Annotated in this window: 11 protein-coding genes; 8 read left to right on the top strand and 3 right to left on the bottom strand. The window is 73.1% G+C overall.

The window, feature by feature from the left end:
• Nucleotides 1–255 precede the first annotated feature (255 nt).
• From ACIGO8_RS16400 to ACIGO8_RS16385, 4 genes are all read left to right on the top strand, one after another.
• Nucleotides 256–3,804: an FtsK/SpoIIIE domain-containing protein gene (locus ACIGO8_RS16400; RefSeq protein WP_399730204.1), complete on the top strand. Its 3,549-nt coding sequence runs from the start codon at nt 256–258 to the stop codon at nt 3,802–3,804.
• A 198-nt stretch (nt 3,805–4,002) separates the two neighbouring features.
• Nucleotides 4,003–5,373: an ABC transporter substrate-binding protein gene (locus ACIGO8_RS16395; protein ID WP_399730201.1), complete on the top strand. Its 1,371-nt coding sequence runs from the start codon at nt 4,003–4,005 to the stop codon at nt 5,371–5,373.
• A gap of 2 nt (nt 5,374–5,375) precedes the next feature.
• Entirely contained in the window at nt 5,376–6,911 is a 1,536-nt protein-coding gene (locus ACIGO8_RS16390) for a carbohydrate ABC transporter permease (protein WP_399730199.1), read from the top strand.
• Between the two features lie 116 nt (nt 6,912–7,027).
• Nucleotides 7,028–7,831 carry a carbohydrate ABC transporter permease gene (locus ACIGO8_RS16385; protein WP_399731268.1) on the top strand — a complete coding sequence of 268 codons (804 nt, stop codon included), beginning with the start codon at nt 7,028–7,030 and terminating at the stop codon, nt 7,829–7,831.
• A gap of 93 nt (nt 7,832–7,924) precedes the next feature.
• On the opposite strand, the gene ACIGO8_RS16380 is transcribed toward ACIGO8_RS16385, so the two are convergent.
• Complete coding sequence (locus tag ACIGO8_RS16380; RefSeq protein WP_399730197.1) at nt 7,925–8,560, bottom strand: TetR/AcrR family transcriptional regulator; 636 nt, start codon at nt 8,558–8,560, stop codon at nt 7,925–7,927.
• A 125-nt stretch (nt 8,561–8,685) separates the two neighbouring features.
• Here ACIGO8_RS16380 and ACIGO8_RS16375 point away from each other — a divergent pair, with 125 nt between their 5' ends.
• Together ACIGO8_RS16375 and ACIGO8_RS16370 are read left to right on the top strand one after the other, a co-directional pair.
• Nucleotides 8,686–9,636, top strand: coding sequence for an ABC transporter permease (locus ACIGO8_RS16375; RefSeq protein ID WP_399730195.1), 951 nt, complete (start codon nt 8,686–8,688; stop codon nt 9,634–9,636).
• Nucleotides 9,629–10,531: an ABC transporter ATP-binding protein gene (locus tag ACIGO8_RS16370; protein ID WP_399730192.1), complete on the top strand. Its 903-nt coding sequence runs from the start codon at nt 9,629–9,631 to the stop codon at nt 10,529–10,531. The genes ACIGO8_RS16375 and ACIGO8_RS16370 overlap by 8 nt, the downstream gene beginning before the upstream one ends.
• A gap of 1 nt (nt 10,532) precedes the next feature.
• Here the strand turns inward: ACIGO8_RS16370 and ACIGO8_RS16365 are convergent, their stop codons facing one another.
• A complete protein-coding gene (locus ACIGO8_RS16365) occupies nt 10,533–10,751 on the bottom strand; it encodes a hypothetical protein (RefSeq protein ID WP_399730189.1) in 219 nt (72 codons plus the stop codon).
• Nucleotides 10,752–10,764: 13 nt separating this feature from the next.
• Here ACIGO8_RS16365 and ACIGO8_RS16360 point away from each other — a divergent pair, with 13 nt between their 5' ends.
• Entirely contained in the window at nt 10,765–11,952 is a 1,188-nt protein-coding gene (locus ACIGO8_RS16360; protein ID WP_399730186.1) for a glycosyltransferase 87 family protein, read from the top strand.
• 138 nt (nt 11,953–12,090) lie between these two features.
• Here ACIGO8_RS16360 and ACIGO8_RS16355 read toward each other — a convergent pair whose 3' ends face one another.
• Nucleotides 12,091–17,049 (bottom strand): NAD-glutamate dehydrogenase, encoded by a 4,959-nt coding sequence (locus tag ACIGO8_RS16355; protein WP_399730183.1) that lies wholly within the window; start codon nt 17,047–17,049, stop codon nt 12,091–12,093.
• 377 nt (nt 17,050–17,426) lie between these two features.
• Here ACIGO8_RS16355 and ACIGO8_RS16350 point away from each other — a divergent pair, with 377 nt between their 5' ends.
• Entirely contained in the window at nt 17,427–17,984 is a 558-nt protein-coding gene (locus tag ACIGO8_RS16350; RefSeq protein ID WP_399730180.1) for a DJ-1/PfpI family protein, read from the top strand.
• Nucleotides 17,985–17,987: the final 3 nt, after the last annotated feature.

The following is a 17,987-nucleotide window of genomic DNA, read 5'->3' as shown; positions in this document are numbered from 1 at the left end:
AGGTTGCCGGAAGTGACGCGAGACGTACGCAACCAGGCGAATCAGCGTCCACCGGCGATCGAACAAGATCACTTCTGGGCGACCCGCGGGCGGGTTGTCGGTGGCAGGTGCGAGGATGCACCCAGCACGACGTGCGAGGGTCGGGAGCCCCCGCGCCGTGCAGACCTGTACCGGACGACGCGTCCGCGCCGGGTGGGGGGAGCGAGTGGGCCGTTCCCTGCCGGGCGCGCCGCGCAGAAGGGACCGCTGACGGCGATGCAGATCCGGCTGACCGTCCTCGCGCCGCACGCCGGCCACGGCGTCGGACGCGCCTGCGACGTGCTCGTCACCGCGCCCGCGGGGACCGAGCTGGCCGCCGTGGCCTCGTCGCTCGCCGCGGCCGTCTCCGGCCCGGACGCCTCCTCCTCCGGCACCACCGTCCTGTACGCGGGCGGCGAGCGGCTCGACACCCGCCGCTGCCTGCTCGGCGAGCCGCCGCTGGTCGACGGCGCCGTGCTCTCCTTGCAGACGCCCGGAGCGGACGACGGCGTCGGCGAGGGCGCCCAGGCCCGGCTGCACGTGGTGGCGGGCCCGGACGCCGGCGGCGTGCACCTGCTGCACGGCGGAGCGATCAGAATCGGCCGTTCCGTGGACGCGGACGTGCCGCTCGACGACCCGGACGTCTCGCGCTCCCACTGCACGGTGACGGTCGGCCCGGACGGCCGCGTCACCGTCAGCGACCCGGGCTCCACGAACGGCACCACGCTCGACGGCGTGCCGGTCGGCCCGCAGCCCGTCCGCTTCCCGCCCGGCGCGCTGCTGCGGGTCGGCGAGTCCGCCCTGCGCCTGACGGCCGGAGCGGGCGGGCAGAGCGGCGCCGAGCACCCGCTCGCGACCTCCTCGGACGGCGAGGGCCACCTGCGCGTGACCCGCCCCGCGGCCGGCGGCGCGAGCGGTCCCGGCGCCCCGGCCGACGCGGGCGGCGCGTCCGGCGCGTCCGGCGCGTCCGGGGTTACGGGACGGGACGCGGGCTCCACGGCGTACGCGGCGGCCCACGGCGCGGGATCACCCGCCCCGGGCGCCACCCACGGCGGCCGGACGCGGCTCGGCCTGCCCGAGGACCTCGCGCCCGAGGGCTCCGGACACGGGCACGCGCGCGTGGCCGACCCGGCCGCGCCCGACGGCGAGGCCGAGGACGAGATCGAGGCCCACAGCAGGACCCGGCAGATCCGCCGGCGCGGGCTCGGCGCCTGGGCCCGGCGGCTCGCGGGCGGCCGGGAGGACGCGCCCTCCGGCGAGTACGGCGTGGCGCCCGTGCCCGCCTTCGGGGGACCCGCCTCCAACGGACCCGGCAGCGGCGGCGGCAGCGGCCAGGGCCGCTCGGCCGCCTCCTCGCCGGACAGCTGGCCCGATCCCTCCACCGTCCTGCTCACCGCCCTCGGCCCCGGCCCGCGCCTGTGGGAACGGAGCCTCGACCACACCGAGGCCCTGGTGGTCCGGCTCGGCACGGCCGACCGGGCCGAGCTGTCCGGAGTGCCCGTCACCGTCGGACTGCGCGAGGCCGGCTCCCTCGGCCTCGCCGGACCCGCGCCGCGGCTCGCCGGGCTCGCCCGCTCCGTGGTGGCCCAGCTCGCCGCCCTCCACTCCCCCGGCGACCTGGAGATCGTCCTGGTCAGCGCCGACCGGAACCGCCCTCTCGAGGAGCGGCGCCGGGCCTGGGGCTGGCTCGGCTGGCTCCCGCACGTGCGGCCCGCGCACGGCCAGGACTGCCGGCTGCTCCTGGCGTACGACCGCGACCAGGCCCACGCACGGCTCACCGAGCTCACCCGGCGCCTGGACGACGGCCCGCTCGGCCCCGGCTGGCCGAGCGCCGACCGGGCCGCGATCGCCGAGGCCGCCGCACGCCACGACGGGCCCGCGACCGTCGTGATCCTCGACGGCGACCCGGGCACGGCCGTGCTGCGCGAGACCGCGGCACGGCTCGCCGGGGCGGGCGCCGCGGCCGGCATCCACCTGATCTGCCTGGCCGAGGCGCCCTCCGCCTCGCCCGCCTCACCGGTCGCGGCGACCTACGAGGAGGCGTGCGCGGCCTCCTTCGCCTTCCGCGAGTGCGGGGCCGTGGCGCTGCTCAGCGGAGACGTCGCGACGGCGCTGCGGTTGCTGCGCACGGCCGGCGGCCGGGCCGCCGGCCACGGCACGGTCGGCGTGGTGGACGCGGTGTCCGTCGCCTGGGCGGAGCGCTTCGGACGGGCCCTCGCCCCGTTGCGTACGGAGACGGCCGGAGGCACCGGCCGGGGCCGGGCCGCCGCCGCGCTGCCGCCGGCCGCCCGGCTCCTCGACGAGCTGGGCCTGGCCCGGGCCACTCCCGCCTCCCTGATGGCCCGCTGGGCCTCCTCGTCGGACGGCACCGCGGTCCTGGGCGCGGGCCCGCGCGGACCGGTCGCCGTGGATCTCACCCAGGAGGGCCCGCACCTGCTGATCGAGGGCCCGCCCGGCAGCGGCCGCACCGAGCTGCTGCGCTCGATCGCCGCCTCGCTCGCCGCCGGCGCCCGCCCCGACCGGCTCGGCCTGCTCCTGGTGGACGGCGCGGGCGGCGAGCGCGGCGAGGGTCTCGCGCCCTGCACGGACCTGCCGCACGTGACCGAGCACCTGGCCGCCTCCGATCCGGTACGGATGCGGGAGTTCGCCCAGGCCCTGGGCGCCGAGCTGAAGCGCCGCGCCGAGCTCCTCGGCGACGCCCACTTCGCCGACCGCCGGTCGGGCCGCCTGATCGGGCAGCGCTCGCCGAGCCCCGCCGAGTCCGTGCCCGCCGCGCCGCGCGCCGGCGCGCGCGTCCCGGACGCCCGCACCAGCCCGGACCCGTCCGTCGCCCTCCCCGACCGCCCGAGCGGCCGCACCCTCCGGGTGGCCCCGGACGGAGCCCTGGGCGACGCCCCGAGCGGCCGCACCTACCGCGCCGGAGCGAGCCCGCTGGCCGACAGCCCCAGCAGCCGCACCGCCCGCACCGGCTCCCTGGGCGACACTCCCGGCAGCCGCACCGCGCCGGCCGGAGCGAGCCCGCTCGGCGAGAGCCCCAGCAGCCGCACCCACCGCCACGGCCCGGACGTCCTGGCCGACACGCCCAGCAGCCGCACCCACCGCACCGGCTCCCTGGGCGACACGCCCAGCAGCCGCACCGCCCGTGCCGGAGCCGGCGAGCTCTACGACCAGGCTCTGCACGACCAGGGCCACCACAGCCCGGCCCCGCACCACCAGGTCGGCACCGGCACCGGCACCGGGGAAGGCGCCGGCGGGCTCGCGCGGCTCGTCGTGCTCGTCGACGACTACGACGCGCTGGTCGCACCCGCGCTCGGGGCCGCCGGCCGGCCCGCGGCCGGCTCGGTGGTGCGGGCCCTGGAGGCGGTCGCGCGCAACGGCGCCCGGCTCGGAGTGCACCTGGTCGCCGCCTCGGCCCGCCCGGACCGCACCGCGGACACGGAGCTGGCGCACGGCGCGCGGCTGCGGATCGTGCTGGACCCGCCGCCCACCGCGCCCGGCCCGGACGAGCCGCAGCCGGGCCGCGGCCGGCTCGGACACCCGGACGGACGGGTGACGCCGTTCCAGACGGGCCGGGTCACCGGCCGGATCCCGCGCACGGCCACCCTGCGCCCGACGGTGGTGCCGCTGGAGTGGGAGCGGATGGGCGACCCGCCCACCCGCCGCCCGGTCCGCGAGCTCGGCAACGGTCCGACGGACCTGGCCCTGCTGGCCAGCGCGGTGGACCGCGCCGCCCGCTCGGTCGACGCCACTCCCGTAGCCCCGTTGACCTCGCCGACCCACGCGTAACACCCGTGCGAGCCGGACCCGAGGCGCGCTCAAGGCAGGCGCGAGGCGGGTCCGAGGCGCGTTCGAGCCAGGCCTGACGTCACGTCACGAGCCGATCACGATCGTCCACTTGACACCGAAGGCGGTATTGCGGGCCTCCGGCACCCGGCGTAGACCTGAGCCCACGGGACCAGGAAACGCGGGAGAGGCGGGGCTCGGATGCGCAACGGCAGAACTCTTCGACTCGGTGTCGTGGCGGCGACCACGGCCGCGGTGCTCGCGGCCGCGGGCTGCGGCGGTGGCGGCGGGGACGGCGGCAAGGGGACCAAGCCCGGCACGGACGCTCCCAGCGGCGGCTCCGGGCTGACGCTGCCCTCCCTCAAGGGCGAGAAGATCGAGGTCGCCGCCGTCTGGACCGGCCCGGAACAGGCCAACTTCACCAAGGTCCTGAAGGAGTTCGAGAAGCGCACCGGCGCGACCGTCACCTTCGTGCCCGCCCAGGACCCGATCGTGAACTTCCTCGGCACGAAGATCGCGGGCGGCTCGCCGCCGGACGTGGCGATGCTTCCGCAGGTCGGCGCGATCCATCAGGCCGCCGCCCAGAAGTGGCTCAAGCCGCTCGGCCCGGAGGCGAAGGCGCAGCTCGCCAAGAACTACTCGAAGGGCTGGCAGGACCTCGGCGCGGTCGACGGCACGCCGTACGGCGTGTACTTCAAGGCCGCCAACAAGTCCCTGGTCTGGTACAACGCCGCGGCCTTCGACAATGCGGGCGCGAGCGAGCCGAAGAGCTGGAAGGACTTCCTCGCCACCGCCGAGACGATCTCGGCGTCCGGTGTCACGCCGGTGTCGGTCGGCGGCGCGGACGGCTGGACGCTGACCGACTGGTTCGAGAACGTCTATCTCTCCCAGGCCGGCCCCGAGAAGTACGACCAGCTGGCCAAGCACACCCTCAAGTGGACGGATCCGTCCGTCGCCAAGGCGCTGACGACGCTGGGCGAGCTGTTCGGCAAGCCGTCCCTGCTCGCGGGCGGCACGAACGGCGCGCTGCAGACCGAGTTCCCGGTGTCCGTCACCCAGACCTTCACCGGCGGCGACCAGGCCAAGGCGGCGATGGTCTTCGAGGGCGACTTCTCGTCCGTCAACATCGCGGAGGCGGGCGCGAAGATCGGCACGGACGCGAAGGTCTTCCCGTTCCCGGCCGTCGGTGACGGCGCGGCGGCGCCCGTGGTGACCGGCGGCGACGCGGCCGTGGCGCTGAAGGACAGCAAGGGCGCGCAGGCGCTGCTGACGTTCCTCGCCTCGCCCGACGCGGCGCGGGTGTGGGCGGGCCAGGGCGGCTTCCTCTCGCCCAACAAGGCCCTGGACCCGGCCGCGTATCCGAACGACGTGCAGCGGAAGATCGCCACGGCGCTGATCGGCGCGGGCGACGACTTCCGCTTCGACATGTCGGACCAGATGCCGCAGTCGTTCGGCGGAACGCCCGGGAAGGGTGAGTGGAAGGCGCTCCAGGACTTCCTGAAGAACCCGAAGGACGTGGCCGGGACGCAGGCGAGGCTGGAGGCCGAGGCGGCCAAGGCGTACAAGGGCTGACGATGGCCAGCGCCGAATCCGACGCCACGGATCCCGGGGATGCCGCGGACGCCAGGGCGACGACGACAGGTGACGCGGCCGCCGGCACCACGACCGGCAGCACCACGGCGGCCGGCGGCACCGGCGACCGCGACCGCACCCGCGACCGCGATCGCACCCGCCCCGGCCCGACGAGTGCTGCGAGCCCGACGAGTGCTGCGAGCCGTACGAGCCGTACGGGCAGCCGCCCGCGCGGCCGTACGCGCGGCGGCCGCCGCACCGTCGTCACCGCCGCCGTCTTCCTGCTCCCCGCCCTCGTCCTGCTCGGCGCGCTCGTCGTCTACCCCATCGGGTACTCGATCCAGCGCTCCTTCTTCGACCAGTCCGGTGACTCCTTCGCCGGCCTGGACAACTACGTCACGCTCTTCACGGACGACTCGATCCGCACCGCCGTCCGCAACAACATCATCTGGGTGGTCGTCGCTCCCACCGTGGCGACCGCCCTCGGCCTGATCTTCGCGGTCCTGACCGAACGGGTGCGCTGGGGAACGGCGTTCAAGCTGGTCGTCTTCATGCCGATGGCGATCTCGATGCTCGCCGCCGGCATCATCTTCCGGCTGGTCTACGAGCAGGACCCGGACCGCGGGGTCGCCAACGCCGTCTGGGTGGGCGTCCACGACACCTTCGCCGAGGCGTCCGGCTTCCCGCGCGCCCGCCCGCTGCCCGTGCACCCGCTCAAGGCGGCGGGCGGCGGGGCGTACGTCACCAAGGCCCCGGTGCGGACGGGCGAGATCGCCCGGCTGCCGCTGGTCGGCGTGGCTCCGGCGCAGATGCCGCAGGACGCGCGCCCGGCCCGTACGCCGGCGCCCGAGGCCGCGGGCGACGGCGGCATCGCGGGCACCGCCTGGCTGGACTTCACCCGCGGCGGCGGCGGAAAGCCCAACGCCGTCGACGCCAAGGAGCTCGGTCTGAAGGGCCTGCGGATCGAGGCCGTGAAGGACGGCCGGGTGGTGGCGCGGGCCACGGCGGCCGCCGACGGCACGTTCACGCTGCCGGCCGCCGCCGACGGCGCGGTCCTGCGGCTGCCCGCGAGCAACTTCCGCGAGCAGTACGACGGCGTGGAGTGGCTCGGCCCGACGCTGGTCACTCCCGCGATCATCGGCAGTTACGTGTGGATGTGGGCCGGCTTCGCGATGGTGCTCATCGCCGCCGGGCTCGCCGGCCTGCCGCGCGAACTCCTCGAAGCGGCGCGGGTCGACGGGGCCAACGAGTGGCAGGTGTTCCGCCGGATCACGGTCCCGCTGCTCGCACCGGTCCTCGGCGTCGTCCTCGTCACTCTGATGATCAACGTCCTGAAGGTCTTCGACCTGGTCTTCATCATCGCGCCCGGCTCGGCGCAGGACGACGCGAACGTGCTCGCGCTGCAGCTGTACCGCTCGTCCTTCGGCACGGACGCGGACCTGGGCGTCGGCTCGGCGATCGCCGTGCTGCTCCTGCTGCTCGTGCTGCCGGTGATGGCGGTCAACATCCGCCGTATGCGAAGGGAGGCCCGCCGGTGACGTCCTCCGCCGCCCGGACCGCATCCTCCACCCCGTCCCGCGCCGCCTCGCCGGCCGCGGCCCGCCCTTCGCCCGGCCTCGCCTCGCGCCTGGCGGCCCGTGCCGCCGGCGGCACGATGCGGGTGTTCCTGGTCCTGGTCGCGCTGTTCTGGCTGATGCCGACGTTCGGGCTGCTGCTGTCCTCGCTGCGCTCGCCGTCCGACATCGCCTCGGGCGGCTGGTGGCAGGTGTTCACCGCGCCCGCGCAGCTGACCACCGAGAACTACCGCGACCTGCTCGCCAACGACACGATCACCGACTCGCTGCTCTCCACGGTCCTGATCACCGTGCCGGCCACGGTGCTGGTCATCGTGATCGGCGCGCTCGCCGGCTACGCCTTCGCCTGGTGGGACTTCCCGGGCCGCGACTGGTGGTTCCTGGTGGTCGTGGGACTGCTGGTGGTGCCGGTGCAGGTGGCGCTGGTGCCGGTGTCGAAGCTGTTCGGCGCGGTCGGGATCTTCGAGACGACCGTGGGCGTGGTGCTCTTCCACACGGCCTTCGGTCTGCCGTTCGCGATCTTCCTGCTGCGGAACTTCTTCGCGGAGATCCCGCGCGAACTGCTGGAGGCGGCCCGCCTCGACGGTGCGGGCGAGATCCGGCTCTTCACCCGGGTGGTGCTGCCGCTGGGCGGCCCGGCGGTCGCCTCGCTCGGCATCTTCCAGTTCCTGTGGGTGTGGAACGACATGCTGGTGGCGCTGATCTTCGCGGACGCGCAGTCACCGCCGATCACGGTGGCGCTGCAGCAGCAGGTGCGGCAGTTCGGCAACAACGTGGACGTGCTCGCGCCGGGCGCGTTCGTGTCGATGGTGATCCCGCTGCTGGTGTTCTTCGCCTTCCAGCGGCAGTTCGTGTCCGGCGTGATGGCGGGCGCGGTGAAGTAGCCGCGGCGGAGGCGGAGTTACGGAGCCGGGGACGGGTCACGGAGCCGGGGACGGGTCACGCGGTGAGGGCGGGTCACGCCTGGTGAGGGCGGGTTACGCGGTGAGGGCGGCCACCGCCGACCGCGCCAGGTCGTCGAGGTAGCCCTTCGGCGGCTCGGTGCGGACCACGACGAGCCGCCAGTAGAGCGGGCCGAGCACGAGGTCGAGCGCCCGGTCGGGGTCGGCCGCGCCGCCGCCCTCCGCTTCCCCGCCGGGCAGTTCGCCGCGCTCGACGGCCGCGCGCACGACCTGGGCCATGACGCCCTGCTGGCTGTCGAGGAGGACGGCCTTGAGGGTGTCGGCGATCTCGGGGTGCCGGGCCGCCTCGACCAGCAGGTCCGGGATGACCTGGGACGCCACGGGGTGGCGCAGGGCGTGCGCGGCGACCTCCAGGAGGGCGCGGACGTCCCCGTACAGCGTGCCGGTGGCCGGGGCGGGCAGGCCCTGGACGGCGAAGGCGCCGACGAGGTCGAGAACGAGGGCGAGCTTGGACTTCCAGCGCCGGTAGACGGCGGTCTTGCCGACGCCGGCGCGGCGGGCGATGCCCTCGATGGACATCCGGGCGTAGCCGACGGCGGCGAGTTCCTCGAAGACGGCGGCGCGGATGGCCTCGGTGACGTCCTCCCGGAGCACGGCGGCTCCCGCGGGGGCGCGGCGAGGGGTTCCCGAGGGTCCGGTGGAGGGCGTCATGCACAGGATCTTAACCAGCGGTGACGCGTCGAGGTACGAGACGACGACACGGTTGCGTCTCGACGTGCGTGCGTCCTACTCTCCCCGTAGCGACGATACGGACCCGTTCCATCGAAAGTGATGCCGTGACCCCGCAGACCCTCGCACCGCACGCGCCGCCCGCCCCGCCTCCCGCGGCGCCACCCGCGCCGGCTCCCGCACTCTCCTCCGAGGAGCTGCGCGCCCTCGCCCTGCGCCACGGCCTCACCGTGAGCGGCGCGCGTCCCTCCCTCGCCGCGTACGCGCGGCAACTGTGGTCCCGGCGGGACTTCATCGCCGCTTTCGCGACGGCCAAGCTGACCGCCCAGTACAGCCAGGCGCGGCTCGGCCAGATCTGGCAGGTGATGACGCCGCTGCTCAACGCGGCCGTCTACTACGCGATCTTCGGCGTCCTCATGGACGTCCAGCGGGACATCCCGGACTACGTCCCGTTCCTCATCACGGGCGTCTTCGCGTGGACCTTCACCTCGCAGACGATCATGACCGGCACCCGGGCCATCAGCGGCAACCTCGGCCTGGTCCGGGCCCTGCACTTCCCGCGCGCGAGCCTGCCGCTCGCGCTGGCGCTCCAGCAGCTCCAGCAGCTGGCCTTCTCGCTCGGCGCGCTGGTCGTGATCCTGTTCTGCTGCGGCGAGTTCCCGCGCCCGAGCTGGCTGCTCGCAGTCCCGGCGCTGCTGTGCCAGACGCTGTTCAGCACCGGGCTCGCCCTGGCGACCGCCCGGCTCGCGGCCCGTACGCCGGACATCGCCCAGCTGATGCCGTTCCTGCTGCGCACCTGGATGTACGCCTCCGGCGTCATGTGGTCGATCGCCCACGTCACCCAGGGCCGCGACCTGCCGGAGGCGGTGACCGTGCTGCTCCGGGCCAATCCCGCGGCCGTCTACATCGACCTGCTGCGCTTCGCGCTCGTCGAGAGCTTCACCGGCACCCAGCTGCCACCGCACGTATGGGCGCTGGCGGCCGGCTGGGCGGCGCTGGCCTTCGCGGGCGGTTTCATCTGGTTCTGGAAGGCGGAGGAGACCTACGGCCGTGGCTGACCAGTCCCTTTCCCCGACGTCCCCTCAGGCATCCCCTCAGACATCCGCGCAGGCCGACGAGCGCACGCCGACCGTCGTCGCCGACGGCGTCCACGTCACGTACACCGTCCAGGGCGGCCGGGCCGGCAGGGGCAGTGCGACCTCCGCGCTCAGCCGCATCGTCTCCCGGCGCCGCCGCGCCTCCGGGACCGCCTCCGGGCCCGGCTCCGCCGCCGGCGTCCGCACCGTCCACGCCGTCAAGGGCGTCAGCTTCGCCGCGTACCGGGGCGAGGCGATCGGCCTGATCGGTTCGAACGGCTCCGGGAAGTCGACGCTCCTGAAAGCGGTCGCGGGCCTGCTCCCGGTGAGCGGGGGCCTGATGTACACCCAGGGCCGGCCCGCCCTCCTCGGCGTCAACGCGGCGCTCATGGGCGATCTGACCGGCGAGCGGAACGTGATCCTCGGCGGGCTCGCCATGGGCATGAGCCGCCGCGAGGTCACCGAGCGCTTCGAGGCGATCGTCGACTTCTCCGGGATCAACGACAAGGGCGACTTCATCTCGCTGCCGATGCGCACCTACTCCTCCGGCATGGGCGCCCGGCTGCGCTTCTCCATCGCCGCCGCCCGCAGCCATGACGTGCTGCTCATCGACGAGGCCCTCGCGACCGGCGACGCCGCCTTCCGCCGCCGCAGCCGGCGGCGGATCGACGAACTGCGCGCCGAGGCGGGCACGGTGTTCCTGGTCAGCCACTCGAACTCGACCATCACCGAGACCTGCGACCGCGCGCTGTGGCTGGAGGCGGGCACGCTGCGGATGGACGGGCCGGCGGACGAGGTGGTGGCGGCGTACGAGGAGTTCACGGGCCGCACCGGCGCGGGCACGAGCAACGCAGGCGCGAAGAAAAACGGCAAATAGGTCAAAGCGGGCTAGAGTGCGGAGGGGTGACGACCGATCCGCCTCCGCACGACGCCTCCGCCGCCTCTCCCGCCTCCTCCGCGTCCCCCTCCGCGTCCGTCTCATCCACCTCCTCTGCCCCCTCTGTCTCTCCCACCTCCTCCGCCTCCGGTATCCCCTCCCGCACCGAGCCCGCGCGGCCCGCCCTCACCCGGTCCCCGTTCGAGTCGGAGACCTTCACCTCCGCCACCTTCGTGACCGTCGGCAGCGGCCCGCTGCTCGCCCTCGCCGCCGTCTGGCTGCTCAGCCGCGCCGGGATGCTGCTCCTGCTCTACCGCGACAGCCTCGGCATCGGCCGCGTCGCCAGCGAGGTGTACGGCCTCTACCAGCACTGGTACGGCCAGTTCGCGCACGGCACCTTCCCGTCCGGCGACGTCGCCTGGCAGTACCCGCCCGGCGCGGGCCTGGTCATCATGTCGCCCGGAATCGTGCCCTCCCTCACCTACTTCCAGGGCTTCGTCCTGCTCACCCTGCTCGCCGACCTCGTCGTCGTCGCCGCCCTGGCCTACGCCGACAGCGCCCGCCTCACCCACGGCGCCTGGTACTGGACCCTCGGCCTCCCGCTGCTGCTGCACATCCCGCTCGCCCGCTACGACGTGCAGACCACCGCCCTCGCCGTGCTCGCGCTGCTCGCCTTCACCGCCCGCTCGCCCGTCGCCCACCGCTTCGGCGGTGTGCTCGCCGGGATCGGCGCCATGGTCAAGGTCTGGCCCGCCCTCGCCCTCCTCGGCACCCCGCGCGGACGCACCACCCGCGAGGCCTGGACCGCCGCCGCCGTCACCGCCGTGACGCTGCTCGCCATGCTCTCGATGCTGTTCGCCGACTCGCTCGGCTTCCTGCGCCAGCAGGGCAGCCGGGGCGTCCAGATCGAATCGCTCGGCGGCACCGCGCTCGCCCTGGCCAAGGCCCTCGGCGGCTGGCCGGGCACCGTCCGCTTCCGCTACGGCGCCTTCGAGTACGTCGGCCCCTACGTCTCCACCATCGGCCACCTGTCGCTGCTGCTGACCGCCCTGGCCTTCATCTGGCTGCTGCTGTGGCGGCTACGGGCCGGCCGCTGGACCGAGGCCACGCCGCTCGACGCGGCCTTCGCCGCCGTGCTGCTCTTCACCGTCACCAGCCGGGTGATCAGCCCGCAGTACCTGATCTGGCTGCTCGGTCTGGCCGCCGTGTGCCTCACCTCGCGCCGCACGGTGATGCGCCCGGCCGCCCTGCTGATCCTGCCGGCCGCGGCCCTCAGCTCCCTCGCGTACCCGGTCGTCTACCTCGACGTGGTCGCCGGCACCTGGCAGGGCGTCGCCGTGATGGTGCTGCGCAACGGGCTGCTGCTCGCGGCGGCGGTGCTCGCCGTCCGCCGCCTGTGGACGTCGACGGTCACCTCGTAGCCGTACCGTACGCGGCACACGCAAAGGAGGCGCCCCCGCCGGTCACGGGACCGGCGAGGGCGCCTCCTTCTTCGTACGAGCTTCGTACGCGCTTCGTACGCGCTATGTACGCGCTACGTACGAGCTTGGTACCAGCGGCTAGCTGTGCGTACGCAGCAGCGTCCGCATCGTCCGCATCGCGACCGACAGGTTCGCCAGGTCGAAGGCGTCCGAGCCCTGGATCTCCTCCAGGGTGGTGCGCGCCCGGCCCAGGATCGCCGCGTTCTTGTCCTCCCAGGCCTTGAACCGCTGCTCCGGCGTGGCGGTGCCGTTCCCGGCCGCGAGGACGTCGGCCGTGAGCGCCGCGTGCGCCGCGAACAGGTCCTCGCGGATCGAGGCACGGGCCATCGACTGCCAGCGGTCGCTGCGCGGCAGCTCGATGATCCGGTCCATCAGGTCGGTGATCCGCAGCCGGTCGGCCAGGTCGTAGTAGACCTCGGCGACCGCCAGCGGGTCCTTGCCCATGCGGTCGGCGATCGCGACGATGTCGAGCGTCGGGAAGGCGGAGGAGAAGCCGGCCACGCGCAGCGCCAGCTCCTCCGGCACGCCGACCGCGGTCAGCTCGTCCAGGATCGACTGGTACCACTCGAGGTCGGAGCCGCGCAGCAACTGCGGCAGCTTCTCCCAGACCTGCTCGACCCGCTCCGAGAAGAACTCGATGGTCTCGCTCAGCTGGAGCGGCTGCGGCCGGTTGTTGAGCAGCCAGCGGGTGCCGCGCTCGACCAGACGGCGCGAGTGCAGCCGCATCCGGGTCTGGAACTCGGCCGGAACCTTGTTGTCGAGCGCCTCGACGGCGTCCCAGACCTCGCCGAGCCGGAAGATCGCGCGGGCGGCGGTCTGCGCGCGCACGATCTCCTCGATCGACGCGCCGGACTCCTCGCGCAGCCGGTGCAGGAAGGTCGAGCCACCGGTGTTGACGGTGTCGTTGACCAGCACCGTGGTGATGATCTCGCGGCGCAGCGGGTGCGAGTCGACCGCCTCGACGAACTTCTCGCGCAGCTGCGTCGGGAAGTACGCGTGGAGCAGCTTGCGCAGGTAGGCGTCGTCCGGCAGCTCGGTGCCGATCAGCTCGTCCGCCACCGTGATCTTGGTGTAGGCGAGGAGGACGGCCAGCTCCGGCTGGGTCAGGCCCTTGCCGGCGTTGAGCAGCTCGCGGATCTGCCGGTCGTTGGGCAGGAACTCCAGCGAGCGGTCGAGCGCGCCGTCCCGGCCCAGCCGGCGCATGAAGCGCTGGTGGGCGTGGAGCAGCGACGGCGACTGGGCGACGGCGTTGGCCAGGGCGGTGTTCTGCGCGTAGTTGTTGCGCAGCACCAGCGCGCCGACCTCGTCGGTCATCTCCGCGAGGATCTTGTTGCGCTGCTTGACGGTCATGTCGCCCTCGGCGACCAGCCCGTTGAGCAGGATCTTGATGTTGACCTCGTGGTCGGAGGTGTCCACGCCGGCGCTGTTGTCGATGGCGTCGGTGTTGACCTTGCCGCCCTCGCCCTCGGGTCCGCCGGAGCGGGCGAACTCGATGCGGCCCAGCTGGGTCGCGCCGAGGTTGCCGCCCTCGCCGATGACCTTGGCGCGGACGTCCTGGCCGTCGACGCGGATGGCGTCGTTGGCCTTGTCGCCGACGTCGGCGTTGGACTCGACGCTCGACTTGACGTACGTGCCGATGCCGCCGTTCCACAGCAGGTCGACGGGCGCCTGGAGGATCGCCTTCATCAGCTCGGCCGGGGTCATCTTGGTGATCCCGTCCTCGATGCCGAGGGCGGCCCGCATGTGCGCGTTGACCGGGATCGACTTGGCCGTACGCGGGTGGATGCCGCCGCCCGCGGAGAGCAGCTCGACCTTGTAGTCGGCCCAGGAGCTGCGCGGCAGCTCGAAGAGGCGGCGGCGCTCGGCGTACGAGGTGGCCGCGTCCGGGTTCGGGTCGATGAAGATGTGGCGGTGGTCGAAGGCCGCGACGAGCCGGATGTGCTCGGAGAGCAGCATGCCGTTGCCGAACACGTCGCCGGACATGTCGCCGACGCCGACGACGGTGAAGTCCTCGGTCTGGGTGTCGTGGCCCAGCTCGCGGAAGTGCCGCTTGACCGACTCCCAGGCGCCGCGGGCGGTGATGCCCATGCCCTTGTGGTCGTAGCCGGCCGAGCCGCCGGAGGCGAACGCGTCGCCGAGCCAGAAGCCGTACGACTCCGCGACGCCGTTGGCGATGTCGGAGAAGGTCGCGGTGCCCTTGTCGGCGGCGACGACGAGATAGGTGTCGTCCTCGTCGTGGCGGACCACGCCGACCGGCGGCACGACCTCGCCGCCGACCAGGTTGTCGGTGATGTCGAGCAGCGCCGAGATGAAGGTCTTGTACGAGGCGATGCCCTCGGCCATCCAGGCGTCACGGTCCACCGACGGGTCCGGGAGCTGCTTGGCGACGAAGCCGCCCTTGGCGCCGACCGGCACGATGACGGTGTTCTTCACCATCTGCGCCTTGACCAGGCCGAGGATCTCGGTACGGAAGTCCTCGCGGCGGTCGGACCAGCGCAGGCCGCCTCGGGCGACCTTGCCGAAGCGCAGGTGGACGCCTTCGACGCGCGGCGAGTAGACCCAGATCTCGAACGCCGGGCGCGGGGCCGGCAGGTCCGGGATGGCCTGCGGGTCGAACTTCATCGACACGTAGGAGTGCGGGTTGCCGTCCGCGGCCTTCTGGAAGAAGTTCGTCCGCAGCGTGGCCTTGATGACGGTGAGGAAGGAACGCAGGATGCGGTCCTCGTCGAGGGAGGCGACCTGGTCGAGGGCGCCGTCCAGCTCCTCCAGGAGACCGTCGGTCAGCTCGGTGCCGGCGCGCTGGCGCTCCGGCGCCATCCGGGCCTCGAAGAGGTTGACGAGCAGCCGGGTGGTGTGGACGTTGTTGCGGAGGGTGTCCTCCATGTAGTCCTGGCTGAACGTCGAACCGGCCTGCCGCAGGTACTTCGCGTACGCGCGCAGCACCATCGCCTCGCGCCAGGTGAGCCCGGCGGACAGGACGAGCGAGTTGAAGTTGTCGTTCTCGGCCGCGCCGGTCCAGGTGGCGGCGAAGGCCTCCTGGAAGCGCTCGCGGGCGTCGTCGCCGAGGTAGTCGCCGCCGTTGCCGGTGGCCGCGGGCATGCGCAGACCGAAGTCGTACACCCAGGCGTGGGTGCGGTCGGAGCAGCGCAGCTCGTAGGGACGCTCGTCGGTGACCTCGACGCCGAGCCGGTTGAGGACCGGCAGGACGGCGGACAGCGAGATCTGGTCGCCGATCTTGTAGATCTTGAAGCGGCGCTCGCCGGGGCCGGCGCCGACCGGCTCGTAGAGCGAGAGCGCGAAGTCCTTGCCGCTGCCGGCCAGGGCCTCCAGGTGGCACAGGTCGGCGACGGCGGCGCGCGGCGAGTGGTCGGCCTTGTAGCCCTCGGGGAAGGCGTTGCCGTAGCGGCGCAGCAGCTCCGCGGCGCGCTCCTCGCCCAGCTCGGCGTTGAGCGCCTCGGCGAAGCCGTCGGACCAGGAGCGGGCGGCGTCGGCGAGCCGGGACTCGATCCGGTCGACGTCGGCGTCGGTCAGCTTGCTGAGCGCGGTGCCGGGCTCGACGCGGATGACGAAGTGGAGCCGGGAGAGGATCGACTCGGTGTTCCAGGCGGTGAAGTCGACGGAGGTGCCGTCCAGCTCCTCCTTGAGGATGTCGATGATCCGCAGCCGGACGCGGGTGGTGTAGCGGTCGCGCGGCAGGTAGACGAGGGCCGAGTAGTAGCGGCCGTACTCGTCCTGGCGCAGGTAGAGCCGCAGCCGGCGGCGCTCCTGCAGGTACAGGACGCTGGTGACGATGGCCTGGAGCTGGTCGACCGGGGTCTGGAACAGCTCGTCGCGCGGGTAGGTCTCCAGGATCTGGAGCAGGTCGCGGCCGTCGTGGCTGCTCGGCGCGAAGCCGGCGCCCTCGATGACCTCACGGACCTTGCGCTTGACGACCGGGACGCGGCGCACGGACTCGGTGTAGGCGGCCGAGGAGAACAGGCCGAGGAAGCGCCGCTCGCCGATGACGTTGCCGGCGGCGTCGAACTTCTTCACGCCGATGTAGTCGAGGTACGAGGGCCGGTGCACGGTCGCGCGGCTGTTGGCCTTCGTGAGGATGAGCAGCTTGTGCTCGCGCGCCTTGGCGCGGGCGTCGGCGGGCAGCCGGCTGAACGAGGGCGAGACCGGGTGGGCGTGGTTGTCCTCGCCGCTGTGGTGCGGGTCGGAGCGCAGGATGCCGAGGCCGGTGCCGGGCACGGCGGACAGCGCGTCGCCGTCGACCAGCTCGTACTCGCGGAAGCCGAGGAAGGTGAAGTGGTCGTCGGCGAGCCAGCGCAGCAGCTCGCGGGCCTCCTCGACCTCGGTGGGCCGCAGGTCGGGCGCGGTGGGCTCCTCCGGCAGGCCCTCGGCGATGCGCAGCGCGGCGTCGCGCATCTTCTCCCAGTCCTCGACGGCCTCGCGGACGTCGGACAGGACGCGCAGCAGGTCGTTGGTGATCTGCTTGAGGTCGGCCTTGTCGGTCTCGCGGTCGATCTCGACGTGGATCCAGGACTCGAGGAGCGCGTCGTGCGGCAGCTCGGCCAGGGGCTCCTTGGCGAGCACCTCGATCAGCTTGCCGGTCACGTCACGGCGGACGGTGACCTGCGGGTGGATCACGACGTGGATGCCGCGGCCCTGGCGGGACAGCTCGTTGGTGACGGAGTCGACGAGGAACGGCATGTCGTCGGTGACCACCTCGACGACGGAGTGGCTGCAGGTCCAGCCGTTCTCCTCGACCGTCGGGGTGTGGACGCGGACGTTCGCGGTGCCCTGGGGACGGTTCTCGGCGAGCCGGTAGTGCGACAGCGCCGCACCGAACACGTCGACGGGGTCGCGGTCGGTGAGGTCCTCGGGCGCGGTGTGCAGGTAGTAGCGCTGGAGGTAGTCGAGCAGGGTCGCGTGGTCCGGACGCTCCCCGGTCTTCGGCCCTGTCGGAAGTCGCCCCCCGACCGGGCTGTTCTCAGCTACCCGGGCAGCCCGATCGAGCAGCTCGGCCTTGGCTTCGTCCAGCTTGGTCTGCATGTCCTCTGACTCCTGTCGCGCGCCATTGCGTGACGTCGGTGGAAGAAAGGACACAACGCCACGACGCGGTGGTACCGGTCGAAAGAGACGTTATGCCGCGATGAGAGATGTCCGGGCGCTTCTCGGCCACCGGACGCGAGAGACAGGCGAACGCACCGTCGGCCCGGCCGCTGTGGCGAACCGGGCGGAAGCCGGGGGCTGCGTTGCCCCCTCGGCGTATCGCGCTGATCACGGGAAAAGCCTATCGCTGTTGACCCCCTGGCCGTCATGAGCCTTATGTGTACAAAAGCGGGTCGGTAAGTTTGACGATCTGGACAGCGACGAATGGTTCCCCGGGGCATACGACAACTGACGGATCCGAAGATCTGGGAGTCGCCATGGCGAAGATCTTGATCGTGACGGGAGACGCGGCGGAGTCGCTGGAGGTGATGTACCCGTACCAGCGCCTGCTCGAGGAGGGGTACGAGGTCGACATCGCGGCCCCGGCGCGCAAGCAGCTGCGGTTCGTCGTCCACGACTTCGAGCCGGGCTACGACACGTACACGGAGAAGCCCGGCTACACCTGGCCCGCCGACCTGGCCTTCTCGGAGGTCGACCCGGGCGAGTACGTGGCCGTGGTCATCCCGGGCGGCCGGGCCCCGGAGTACCTGCGCAACGACCCGGAACTCCGCAAGATCCTCAAGTCCTTCTTCGACGCCGACAAACCGGTCGCCCAGATCTGCCACGGCCCTCTCCTCACCGCCGCCGTCGGCAGCCTGGAGGGCCGCCGCGTCACCGCGTACCCCGCCCTCGAACTCGACATGCAGGCCGCGGGCGCGACGTTCCAGGACACGGCGGCGGTGGTGGACGGCCAGCTGGTCTCGTCGAGGGCCTGGCCGGACCACCCGACGTGGATGAGGGAGTTCCTGAAGGTGCTGCGGGAGGCGAAGGCGTAGGAG

The sequence above is a fragment of the Streptomyces sp. NPDC053493 genome, assembly GCF_044544825.1.
Classification (GTDB): domain Bacteria; phylum Actinomycetota; class Actinomycetes; order Streptomycetales; family Streptomycetaceae; genus Streptomyces.
The sequence above is the reverse complement of the archived record's forward strand: the minus strand, read 5'-3'. Positions and strand labels throughout refer to the sequence as shown.